Source organism: Streptomyces sp. YGL11-2 (genome assembly GCF_050054615.1).
Lineage (GTDB): Bacteria > Actinomycetota > Actinomycetes > Streptomycetales > Streptomycetaceae > Streptomyces.
On sequence record NZ_JBNHIN010000013.1, the window covers coordinates 1 to 10957 of the forward strand.

The following is a 10957-nucleotide window of genomic DNA, read 5'->3' on the forward strand; positions in this document are numbered from 1 at the left end:
AACGGACGCTTCCTTTGTGCCTGTTTCACCAGGCTCTCCGGGCGCTTCCCTTCGGTCTTGCGTTTCCGACTCTATCAGACCCTCGCGGCTCCGACTTTTCGCCGGTGCGATCCGGCCTTTCGGCTTTCTCGCGGTCCCGACTTTATCAGATCCTTTTTCGTTCCGGCCGCTTGTCGCAGCCGTTTCGAATTCGGTTCCGATTTCCCGTCGGAGGGGGTTGCCTTTCGGCTGATCCGACTTTATCAGATTGCTCTGGGCCGGAATTCCGCCGCTGTGGGGGAAGGAGCCGGACGCACAGGCGTGCGGTGCTTCCCGTTCAGGCGGAGCCGTAAACCTACTGGAGCGGGGCGCCTGGATGCAAATCGTGGCGCCCCGCTCCGACTTGAGGGCCGTCGGGTGACGACGTGTCAGACCTCGACGACCACGGGAAGGATCATCGGGCGGCGCCGGTAGTTGTCCGACACCCACTTGCCGACCGAGCGGCGGATCAGCTGCTGGAGCTGGTGGGGCTCGGTGATGCCGTCCTGTGCCGACTTGGCCAGGGCCTCGTCGATCTTCGGTACGACGGCCTCGAACGCGGCGTCGTCGATGCCGGAGCCCCGGGCGTGGATGTTCGGGCCGCCGACAATCTTTCCGGTGCTGCTGTCCACGACCACGAAGACCGAGATGATGCCCTCGTCGCCCAGGATGCGGCGGTCCTTGAGGTGGGACTCGGTGACGTCGCCGACCGAGAGGCCGTCGACGTAGACATAGCCGGCCTGGACCTTGCCGGAGATCTTGGCGACACCGTCGACCAGGTCGACCGCGACACCGTCCTCGGCGATCACGATGCGGTCCTTCGGGACGCCGGTCAGTGCGCCCAGTTCGGCGTTGGCGCGCAGATGGCGCCATTCGCCGTGGACCGGCATAAGGTTCTTCGGCTTGCAGATGTTGTAGAAGTACAGCAGCTCGCCGGCCGAGGCGTGGCCCGAGACATGGACCTTGGCGTTGCCCTTGTGGACGACGTCCGCGCCCCAGCGGCTCAGGCCGTTGATCACGCGGTAGACCGCGTTCTCGTTTCCGGGGATGAGGGACGAGGCCAGGATGACCGTGTCGCCCTGGACGATGCGGATCTGGTGATCGCGGTTGGCCATCCGGGACAGGGCCGCCATCGGCTCGCCCTGGGAACCGGTGCAGACCAGCACGACCTCGTCGTCGGGGAGGTCGTCGAGGGTCTTGACGTCGACGACCAGGCCGGCGGGGACGTTCAGATAGCCCAGTTCACGGGCGATGCCCATGTTGCGGACCATCGAGCGGCCGACGAAGGCGACCCGGCGGCCGTACTCGTGGGCCGCGTCGAGGATCTGCTGGATGCGGTGCACATGGCTGGCGAAGCTGGCCACGATGATGCGCTTGCTGGCGTTCGCGAACACCTGGCGCAGCACGTTGGAGATGTCCCGCTCGGGCGGGACGAACCCCGGGACCTCGGCGTTCGTCGAGTCGGAGAGGAGGAGGTCGATGCCCTCCTCGCCGAGCTTGGCGAAGGCCGGGAGGTCGGTCAGCCGGCGGTCAAGGGGGAGCTGGTCCATCTTGAAGTCGCCGGTGTGCACGACCATGCCCGCGGGGGTGCGGATGGCCACCGCGAGGGCGTCCGGGATGGAGTGGTTGACCGCGACGAACTGGCACTCGAAGGGACCCAGGCGCTCGCGGTCACCCTCGGCGACCTCCAGCGTGTACGGGCGGATGCGGTGCTCCTGGAGCTTGGCCTCGATGAGGGCCAGGGTCAGCTTGGAGCCGATCAGCGGGATGTCCGGCTTCTCGCGGAGGAGGTAGGGGACGCCGCCGATGTGGTCTTCGTGGCCGTGGGTCAGGACGATGCCGTCGATGTCGTCGAGGCGGTCCCGGATGGATGTGAAGTCCGGCAGGATCAGGTCGATTCCGGGCTGCTCCTCCTCAGGGAAGAGCACTCCGCAGTCGACGATCAGCAGTCGGCCGCCGTATTCGAAGACCGTCATGTTGCGGCCGATCTCGCCGAGGCCACCGAGGGGGGTGACGCGCAGGCCACCCTTGGGCAGCTTCGGCGGGGTGCCGAGTTCGGGATGCGGATGACTCAAAAGACTCTCCTCACCACGCGCGCCACGCTGCCGTCGAGGCACGTGGCGCGCATGACATTCGTGCACTTGCTATGTGGCGGTTGTTGGTCCGTATTCAGTTGTGAAGTCTGTGTTCAGAGCTGTACCCCGCCGGCGGCGAGATCGCGCTTGAGCTGCTCGGTCTCCTCGGGGGAGAGCTCGACCAGGGGCAGCCGCAGCGGGCCCGCGGGCAGGCCCTGCAGGCCGAGGGCGGCCTTGGTGGTGATCACGCCCTGGGTGCGGAACATGCCGGTGAAGACGGGCAGCAGCTTCTGGTGGATCTCCGTGGCCTTGGTGACGTCGCCGGTGAGGTGGGCGTCCAGGAGGGCGCGCAGCTCGGGGGTGACGACATGGGCCACGACGGAGACGAAGCCGACGGCGCCGACCGAGAGCAGCGGGAGGTTGAGCATGTCGTCGCCGCTGTACCAGGCGAGGCCGGAGCGGGCGATGGCCCAGCTGGCACGGCCCAGATCGCCCTTGGCGTCCTTGTTGGCGACGATCCGCGCGTGCTCGGCGAGCCGGACCATGGTCTCGGTGTTGATCGGGACACCGCTGCGGCCGGGGATGTCGTAGAGCATCACGGGCAGGTCGGTGGCGTCCGCGATGGCGGTGAAGTGGCGCAGCAGCCCCTCCTGCGGGGGCTTGCTGTAGTACGGCGTGACGGCGAGCAGGCCGTGCGCGCCGGCGTCCTGGGCGGCGCGGGCCAGCTCCAGGCTGTGGTGGGTGTCGTTGGTGCCGGCTCCGGCGACGACGAAGGCGCGGTCGCCCACCGCGTCGACCACGGCGCGGACCAGCTGTGCTTTCTCCGCGTCGCTGGTGGTCGGGGACTCTCCGGTGGTGCCGTTGACGACGATGCCGTCGTTGCCGGCGTCCACCAGGTGTGCGGCGAGCCGCTGCGCGCCGTCAAGGTCGAGGGCGCCATCCGCCGTGAACGGCGTGACCATGGCGGTCAGCACCCGCCCGAAGGGGGTCTGCGGTGTGGAAGTCGGAGCCATGGGTCCCACGCTACTCGTAGGGCACCTCTGGGTGTGCCTCTGGGGAGCAGGGATGTGGACTCCGGCACTGCCTGCTCGGGGGTTCAAGCAGTGCCGGGTCCGTCTGTTCAGCGTAGATGAACTTCTCAAAATGCCGCAATCCGGACACTTCGCACGTCTGTACCGCGCGCTCGGCCGCCCGGGCCGCCGCCTGCGGTTTACGGAGCTTTACGGAGCGATCCGGCCGTTCGCGTTGAATGCGCCGTACGTGAGCGGCATGAGCTTGGCCCAGTGGGCCTCCATCTGCTCGCCGACCATCTCGATCTCGCGCTGCGGGAAGGACGGGACCTTCGCCAGCTCGTGCTGCGTCCGCAGGCCGAGGAAGTGCATCAGGGAGCGCGCGTTGCAGGTGGCGTACATGGAGGAGAAGAGGCCGACGGGGAGCACCGCGCGGGCGACCTCGCGGGCGACGCCGGCGGCGAGCATCTCCTGATACGCCGCGTACGCCTGGCGGTAGCTGTCCTCCATGGCGCGGGAGGTGAGCGCGTGCTGGGCCTGAGTGCCCTCGACGAACTCGTACTTCCCGGGGCGGCCCTGCTGGACGAGCTTGCGGGACTCGCCGGGGACGTAGAAGACCGGTTCCAGCTGGCGGTAGCGGCCGGACTCCTCGTTGTACGACCAGCCGACGCGGTGGCGCATGAACTCGCGGAAGACGAAGATCGGCGCGCTGATGAAGAAGGTCATGGAGTTGTGCTCGAACGGGCTGCCGTGCCGGTCCCGCATGAGGTAGTTGATCAGGCCCTTGGAGCGCTCCGGGTCCTTCTGCAGCTCCTCCAGGGACTGCTCGCCGGCCGTGGAGACCCGGGCCGCCCACAGCACGTCGCTGTCCGCGGCGCTGTGCTTGACCAGCTCGACCGTCACCTCGCTGCGGAAGCTGACGGGTGCGCTCTCGGCGCTCTCGGGGGTGTGGGACACCGGCGGTTCCTTCCGTTCGATCCTCGTGCGCGCCCAGCCTACGGCCCGCCACTGACAGCGCGGGAAATGCGAGCTGATACGGCGTTAGCGACAAAACGGACCCCGACGGCAGCCGTCCGCCAGGCGGTTGATATTTTTCACAGAACTCACGGAAAACGGGCACCAATCGGGCGCCCCAGTCGTCTTTCCCTGTGACAGTGCCCACTTCGAGGTTCCAAGGAGAGCCCGCTCATGTTCCGCCGGCGAGAGCCCGTCCCGTTCGCCTTCGTTGCCGAGGCAGACCGGTTCCGCAGCAATGTCACTCCCCCGCCGCGCCAGCGCGCCTCGCGCGCGCAGATCTTCGGGCAGTCGCTGATCACGCTGACCGTGGTGGGCGGCCTGGCAGGTGCGCTGCTCTTCGGTCTGCCCGCCCTTCAGCAGGACACCTCCGGCCCCACCGGGGTGCACCAGTCCGAGGCCGCGCACCGCTGAACGGGCCCGACGGGGCGGGGCGGGCCGTCAGGTGGTTCCGCCCCGTCAGTCCCGATAGCCTCACCGGTCACAGCTTTCGTCAGCATGCCGTTCCGTGCTGACCAGCCGGAGTGAGGATCAGCCGTGCCCCTGCCTTTCCTGACGGCCGACCGCGACTTCAAGGCCGACGGCCGCGCGGCGGAGTCCATCGCCCTGCCGCACGACGAGCCCGACCACTGGCGCCGTCCCTACCGCCCCGGACCGTGGCGCGTGGGGACGGCGGCGGCGTTTCTGCTGCTCGCGTCGTTCGTCCTGCTCTCCGCGCTGATCATCGCGCTCGCCGGATCGCTGCCCGGGGCGGCGGTCTGTGCGGTGGTCGCGGTCCTGATGATCGCCCTGGCGCTGCGGCTGGTCCGCGTCGGGGTGTGGGTGAGCGCGCGCGGGCTGCGGCAGGTGCATCTGCTGCGGACGACGACCCTGCCGTGGAGCGCCGTCGGGGCGGTGCGCACGGCCCAACAGCCGGTGCGCTGGCTGGGCTTGCCGCGGACCGTGCAGGGGCAGGCGCTGATCGTCGAGCGGGACCGGGGCGGGCCGCTGCGGGCCCTGGTCACCGACCGCAACGGGGACTTCCTGTCCCGTCCGGAGGCGTTCGAGCGGGCCGCGGACGTACTGGAGGCGTGGGCGGCGGAGTACCGCCCCTGAGTCCGGGGGTCCGCCCCTGAGCCCGGCCCTGGTCCGGACTTACTCGTCAGGGGCGGCCCGCGGGCCCGCGGGGACTCAGACCGTCCGCACGGGCCCGTTGTCCACAGGCCCGTTGTCGGGGCGTGCCGACTTCTCGCCGTCCGGCTTCTCGTCGTCCGGCGTCTGCTCGTGCAGGGTGATGGCGCGCTGCATGGCCTTGCGGGCGCGCGGGGTGTCCCGGGCGTCGTGGTAGGCGACGGCGAGCCGGAACCACGTGCGCCAGTCGCCCGGCGCCTCCTCGGTCTCGGCCTGCCGCCGGGCGAAGACCGCGTCGGCCGCGTCCCGGTCGACGCGGCCGCCGGGGGTCCGCAGGAGGTCGTCGACCGGCAGGCCGTCCTCGGCCTCCAGGGTGCGGGCAAGCCGGTTGGCGCTGCGTGCGAAGCGGGTGTTGGCCCACAGGAACCAGCCGCCGATGCACGGCAGGACGAAGGCCACCGCGCCCATGCCCATGGCCGCCGGCTCCCCCGTCAGCAGGAGGAGGACGCCCTCCATCGCCACCACGCCGAAGACCAGCACCAGCACGGTGGCGAGGAAGATGTACGTGATCTTTCCGCCCATGACCGTCAGCCCAGGTCGAGGAAGTTCTCCAGGCCCACCGTCAGGCCCGGGGTGTTCACCACGCGGCGCACGCCGAGCAGGATGCCCGGCATGAAGCTGCTGTGGTGGAGGGAGTCATGGCGGATGGTGAGGGTCTCCCCCACGCCGCCGAACAGCACCTCCTGGTGGGCCAGCAGGCCGCGCAGCCGTACGGAGTGGACCGGGACGCCGTCCACGTCCGCGCCGCGGGCGCCGTCCAGCGCGGTGCTGGTGGCGTCCGGCTGGGGCGCGCAGCCGGCCTCCTCGCGGGCCTTGGCGATGAGCTGGGCGGTGCGGGCGGCGGTGCCGGACGGGGCGTCCGCCTTGTTGGGGTGGTGCAGCTCGATGACCTCGACGGACTCGAAGAAGCGGGCCGCCTGCTGGGCGAACTGCATGGTCAGCACCGCGCCGATGGAGAAGTTCGGCGCGATCAGCACACCCGCCTCCGGCGAGGCGGCGAGCGAGGTGCGCAGCTGCGCGAGGCGCTCGTCGGTCCAGCCGGTGGTGCCGACCACGGCGTGGATCCCGTGCCGCAGGCAGAAGTCGAGGTTGCCCATCACGGCGCCGGGGTTGGTCAGCTCGACCACGGCCTCGGCGCCGGCCTCGACCAGCGTCTCCAGCTTGTCGCCCCGGCCGAGGGCCGCGACCAGTTCCATGTCGTCGGCGGCCTCGACGGCCCGTACGGCCTCGGAGCCGATGCGCCCCTTGGCTCCGAGGACGGCCACGCGCAGCTTGCTCATCGTTTTCCGCTCTCTCTTGGTGGTTCGGTGACCCGCGGACGGTGCCGACGCCGTCGCCTAGGCGACGGCGTCGTCCAGCCGGGCCGCCTGCCGGTCCTTCAGTGGGCCGATGACGGACAGCGAGGGCCGCGCGCCCAGGACATCACGGGCCAGCTCCCGGACCTCGTCCGGGGTCACGGCAGATATCCGGGCGAGCATCTCGTCGACCGACATGTGCTCGCCCCAGCACAGCTCGCTCTTGCCGAGCCGGTGCATCAGGGCCCCGGTGTCCTCCAGGCCGAGGACCGTCGAGCCGCGCAACTGGCCGATCGCGCGCCGGATCTCGTCGTCGGTGAGGCCCTCGGCCGCCACCTTGTCGAGTTCGTCGCGGCAGATCCCGAGGACGTCGTGCACCTGGTTGGGGCGGCAGCCGGCGTAGACGCCGAACAGCCCGCAGTCGGCGAACCCCGAGGTGAAGGAGTAGACGCTGTAGGCCAGGCCGCGCTTCTCGCGGACCTCCTGGAAGAGGCGGGAGGACATCCCGCCGCCCAGGGCCGTGTTCAGTACGCCCATGGCCCAGCGCCGCTCGTCGGTGCGGGCCATGCCCGGTACGCCAAGGACCACGTGCGCCTGCTCGGTCTTGCGGCCGAGGAGTTCCACGCGTCCGGCCGTACGGATGGCACGGGAGCCGCTGCGCGGGGCCATCGGGGCCGCGTCCTGGCGGCCCAGCGCGCCGGCCCGCTCGAAGGCGCGGCGGACCATGCGGACGACCTTGGCGTGGTCGACGTTGCCGGCGGCGGTGACGACCAGGTGCGTGGGGTCGTAGTGCTTCTTGTAGAAGCGGCGGATGCGGTCGGCGGTGAGGGCGTTGACGGTGTCGACGCTGCCCAGTACGGGCCGGCCGAGCGGGGTGTCGCCGAGCATGGTGTGCGCGAACAGGTCGTGCACGCAGTCGCCCGGGTCGTCCTCGGTCATCGCGATCTCTTCGAGGATGACGCCGCGCTCGGCGTCCACGTCCTCGGTCTCGATCAGCGAGCCGGTGAGCATGTCGCACACCACGTCGATGGCCAGCGGCAGGTCGGTGTCCAGCACCCGCGCGTAGTAGCAGGTGTATTCCTTCGCGGTGAAGGCGTTCATCTCGCCGCCGACCTCGTCGATCGCGGCGGAGATGTCCAGGGCGGTGCGCTGGCCGGTGCCCTTGAAGAGCAGGTGCTCCAGGTAGTGGGTGGCGCCGTTGAGGGACGGCGTCTCGTCGCGGGAGCCGACATGCGCCCAGATCCCGAAGGTGACGGAGCGGACGGTCGGCAGCGTCTCGGTGACGACGCGCAGGCCGCCGGGGAGGGTCGTCTTGCGGACCGTGCCGGCGCCCGCGGTGCCCTGGAGAAGCGTTTGGGTACGGGCGACGGCCCGCCCCTCCGAAGAGGTGCGGGCCGTCGTCGTGTACGTACGGGACGTCACTTGGCGGCGCCCCCAGCGGAGCCGTCGTCGGACCCGGACTTCGTGTCGTCCTTGGCGGCGTCCTCGTCCTCGACCACGGGGATCAGGGAGAGCTTGCCGCGCTGGTCGATCTCGGCGATCTCGACCTGGACCTTGGCGCCCACGGCGAGCACGTCCTCGACGTTCTCGACGCGCTTGCCGCCGGCCAGCTTGCGGATCTGCGAGATGTGCAGCAGGCCGTCCTTGCCCGGGAGCAGGGACACGAACGCACCGAAGGTGGTCGTCTTGACGACGGTGCCCAGGTAGCGCTCGCCGACCTCCGGCATGGTCGGGTTGGCGATGCCGTTGATCGTGGCGCGGGCGGCCTCGGCGGCCGGGCCGTCGGCGGCACCGATGTAGATCGTGCCGTCGTCCTCGATCGTGATGTCGGCGCCGGTGTCCTCCTGGATCTGGTTGATCATCTTGCCCTTGGGGCCGATGACCTCGCCGATCTTGTCCACCGGGATCTTGACGGTGATGATCCGCGGGGCGTTCGGGGACATCTCGTCGGGGACGTCGATGGCCTCGTTCATCACGTCGAGGATGTGCAGGCGGGCGTCGCGGGCCTGCTTCAGCGCGGCGGCCAGGACCGAGGCGGGGATGCCATCGAGCTTGGTGTCGAGCTGGAGCGCGGTGACGAACTGCTTGGTGCCGGCGACCTTGAAGTCCATGTCGCCGAAGGCGTCCTCCGCACCGAGGATGTCGGTGAGGGTGACGTAGTGCGTCTCGCCGTCGATCTCCTGGGAGATCAGGCCCATCGCGATGCCGGCGACCGCGGCCTTGAGGGGCACACCGGCGTTCATCAGCGACATCGTGGAGGCGCAGACCGAGCCCATGGACGTCGAGCCGTTGGAGCCCAGCGCCTCGGAGACCTGGCGGATCGCGTAGGGGAACTCCTCGCGGGTCGGCAGGACCGGGACGAGCGCCCGCTCGGCGAGCGCGCCGTGGCCGATCTCGCGGCGCTTGGGGGAGCCGACGCGGCCGGTCTCACCGGTGGAGTACGGCGGGAAGTTGTAGTTGTGCATGTAGCGCTTGCGGGTCACCGGGGAGAGGGTGTCCAGCTGCTGCTCCATGCGGAGCATGTTGAGGGTGGTGACGCCCAGGATCTGGGTCTCGCCACGCTCGAACAGCGCGGAACCGTGCACCCGCGGGATCGCCTCGACCTCGGCGGCGAGCGTACGGATGTCCGTGACGCCGCGGCCGTCGATCCGCTTCTTCTCCTTGATGACGCGCTCGCGGACCAGGGTCTTGGTCAGCGAGCGGTACGCGGCGGAGATCTCCTTCTCGCGGCCCTCGAACTCCGGGAGGAGCTTCTCGGCGGCCAGCGCCTTGACGCGGTCCAGCTCGGCCTCGCGCTCCTGCTTGCCGGCGATGGTCAGCGCCTGGGAGAGCTCGTCCTTGACGGCCTTGGTCAGCGCCTCCAGGACGTCGTCCTGGTAGTCGAGGAAGACCGGGAACTCGCCGGTCGGCTTGGCGGCCTTGGCGGCCAGGTCCGACTGGGCCTTGCACAGGACCTTGATGAAGGGCTTGGCGGCCTCCAGGCCGGCGGCGACGACCTCCTCGGTCGGGGCCTCGGCGCCGCCCTTGACCAGCTCGACGGTCTTCTCGGTGGCCTCGGCCTCGACCATCATGATCGCGACGTCGCCGTCGGGCAGCACCCGGCCGGCCACGACCATGTCGAAGACCGCGTCCTCCAGCTCGGTGTGGGTCGGGAACGCCACCCACTGGCCGTTGATCAGGGCGACGCGGGTGGCGCCGATCGGGCCGGAGAAGGGCAGGCCGGCCAGCTGCGTGGAGCAGGAGGCGGCGTTGATGGCGACCACGTCGTAGAGGTGGTCGGGGTTGAGCGCCATGATCGTCTCGACGATCTGGATCTCGTTGCGCAGGCCCTTCTTGAAGGAGGGGCGCAGCGGCCGGTCGATGAGGCGGCAGGTGAGGATCGCGTCCTCGCTGGGGCGGCCCTCACGGCGGAAGAAGGAGCCGGGGATCTTCCCGGCCGAGTACATCCGCTCCTCGACGTCGACGGTCAGCGGGAAGAAGTCCAGCTGGTCCTTCGGGTTCTTGGAGGCGGTGGTGGCCGACAGCACCATGGTGTCGTCGTCCAGGTACGCAACGGCGGAGCCGGCGGCCTGCTTGGCCAGGCGGCCCGTCTCGAAGCGGATGGTGCGGGTGCCGTAGGAGCCGTTGTCGATCACGGCTTCGGCGTAGTGGGTCTCGTTCTCCACCAGGAATATCTCCTCGTCTGCGTCCGCTGCCCGTGTGGCAGGGGACCGTCTTCGGTGGAGCGCCGGTGCGGGCCGGTCTTCGATCGAAGCACCCGGAGTGATGTCGCATGGTCTGCCATGGACGGCCCGGGGGCCACTACCGAGGACCGGCGGCCAGGAGGCGCTCCTACCGCGTTCGCTTTTGCGATATGGCACCAGACTACAAAGCTTCCGCCCACCGCGCGGCGGGACGGCTGTCCGGTGCGTACGGCAAAGGGAGCGGCCCCCGGTGGGAACCGCTCCCTTTACGGCGTCTTACTTGGCGCCCGCCGCGCCGCGGCGGATGCCCAGGCGCTCGACCAGCGCGCGGAAGCGCGTGATGTCCTTCTTCGCCAGGTACTGCAGCAGGCGGCGGCGCTGGCCGACGAGCAGCAGCAGACCACGGCGGGAGTGGTGGTCGTGCTTGTGGGTCTTGAGGTGCTCGGTCAGGTCCGAGATGCGGCGGGAGAGCATCGCGACCTGGACCTCGGGGGAACCGGTGTCACCCTCCTTGGTGGCGAACTCGGCCATGATCTGCTTCTTCGTGGCGGCGTCGAGCGACACGCGTACTCCTCTGGTTTCCGGTCCGCGAGCGCCCCTGGTTTGCGTCACAGGGAATCTTGGATGACTCGATTGGACCGTCGGACAGCGTACCAGCAGCGGGACGGCCCCCCGACCGGGTGGTCGGGGGG

At 69.8% G+C, this 10957-nt stretch carries 10 protein-coding genes; 2 read left to right on the plus strand and 8 right to left on the minus strand.

Translation table 11 applies throughout. The annotated features are described in order from the left end of the window. Positions 1 to 407: 407 nt before the first annotated feature. The 3 genes from ACO1BR_RS16805 to thyX form a co-directional block, all read right to left on the minus strand. On the minus strand, positions 408 to 2093 hold the full coding sequence (locus tag ACO1BR_RS16805; protein WP_426795872.1) for a ribonuclease J: 1686 nt from the start codon (positions 2091 to 2093) through the stop codon (positions 408 to 410). 113 nt (positions 2094 to 2206) lie between these two features. Further along, positions 2207 to 3106, minus strand: a complete 900-nt coding sequence (gene dapA, locus ACO1BR_RS16810; protein ID WP_426795873.1) for a 4-hydroxy-tetrahydrodipicolinate synthase — start codon at positions 3104 to 3106, stop codon at positions 2207 to 2209. Between the two features lie 207 nt (positions 3107 to 3313). Next, positions 3314 to 4060, minus strand: coding sequence for an FAD-dependent thymidylate synthase (gene thyX / locus ACO1BR_RS16815; RefSeq protein WP_159507768.1), 747 nt, complete (start codon positions 4058 to 4060; stop codon positions 3314 to 3316). 231 nt (positions 4061 to 4291) lie between these two features. Between thyX and ACO1BR_RS16820 the strand changes: the two genes are divergently transcribed. Next, complete coding sequence (locus ACO1BR_RS16820; RefSeq protein WP_043266386.1) at positions 4292 to 4531, plus strand: hypothetical protein; 240 nt, start codon at positions 4292 to 4294, stop codon at positions 4529 to 4531. Between the two features lie 123 nt (positions 4532 to 4654). Then, the gene (locus tag ACO1BR_RS16825; RefSeq protein ID WP_426795874.1) at positions 4655 to 5212 is read left to right on the plus strand and encodes a hypothetical protein; all 558 of its coding nucleotides are present in this window, start codon (positions 4655 to 4657) and stop codon (positions 5210 to 5212) included. A 75-nt stretch (positions 5213 to 5287) separates the two neighbouring features. Here ACO1BR_RS16825 and ACO1BR_RS16830 read toward each other — a convergent pair whose 3' ends face one another. The 5 genes from ACO1BR_RS16830 to rpsO form a co-directional block, all read right to left on the minus strand. Next, complete coding sequence (locus tag ACO1BR_RS16830) at positions 5288 to 5809, minus strand: hypothetical protein (protein WP_426795875.1); 522 nt, start codon at positions 5807 to 5809, stop codon at positions 5288 to 5290. Positions 5810 to 5814: 5 nt separating this feature from the next. Beyond that, positions 5815 to 6567, minus strand: coding sequence for a 4-hydroxy-tetrahydrodipicolinate reductase (gene dapB, locus ACO1BR_RS16835; RefSeq protein ID WP_426795876.1), 753 nt, complete (start codon positions 6565 to 6567; stop codon positions 5815 to 5817). A gap of 57 nt (positions 6568 to 6624) precedes the next feature. Continuing rightward, positions 6625 to 8004 carry a M16 family metallopeptidase gene (locus tag ACO1BR_RS16840; RefSeq protein ID WP_426795877.1) on the minus strand — a complete coding sequence of 460 codons (1380 nt, stop codon included), beginning with the start codon at positions 8002 to 8004 and terminating at the stop codon, positions 6625 to 6627. After that, complete coding sequence (locus tag ACO1BR_RS16845; protein ID WP_426795878.1) at positions 8001 to 10247, minus strand: polyribonucleotide nucleotidyltransferase; 2247 nt, start codon at positions 10245 to 10247, stop codon at positions 8001 to 8003. The genes ACO1BR_RS16840 and ACO1BR_RS16845 overlap by 4 nt, the downstream gene beginning before the upstream one ends. A gap of 294 nt (positions 10248 to 10541) precedes the next feature. After that, positions 10542 to 10829, minus strand: a complete 288-nt coding sequence (gene rpsO, locus ACO1BR_RS16850; protein ID WP_006602744.1) for a 30S ribosomal protein S15 — start codon at positions 10827 to 10829, stop codon at positions 10542 to 10544. Between the last annotated feature and the right edge of the window lie 128 nt (positions 10830 to 10957).

Excerpts from the sequence above, each read along its gene's own strand:
- dapA (WP_426795873.1), bottom strand. The coding sequence starts at position 3,106 with ATGGCTCCGACTTCCACACCGCAGACCCCCTTCGGGCGGGTGCTGACC.
- ACO1BR_RS16820 (WP_043266386.1), top strand. The coding sequence starts at position 4,292 with ATGTTCCGCCGGCGAGAGCCCGTCCCGTTCGCCTTCGTTGCCGAGGCA.
- ACO1BR_RS16830 (WP_426795875.1), bottom strand. The coding sequence starts at position 5,809 with ATGGGCGGAAAGATCACGTACATCTTCCTCGCCACCGTGCTGGTGCTG.
- dapB (WP_426795876.1), bottom strand. The coding sequence starts at position 6,567 with ATGAGCAAGCTGCGCGTGGCCGTCCTCGGAGCCAAGGGGCGCATCGGC.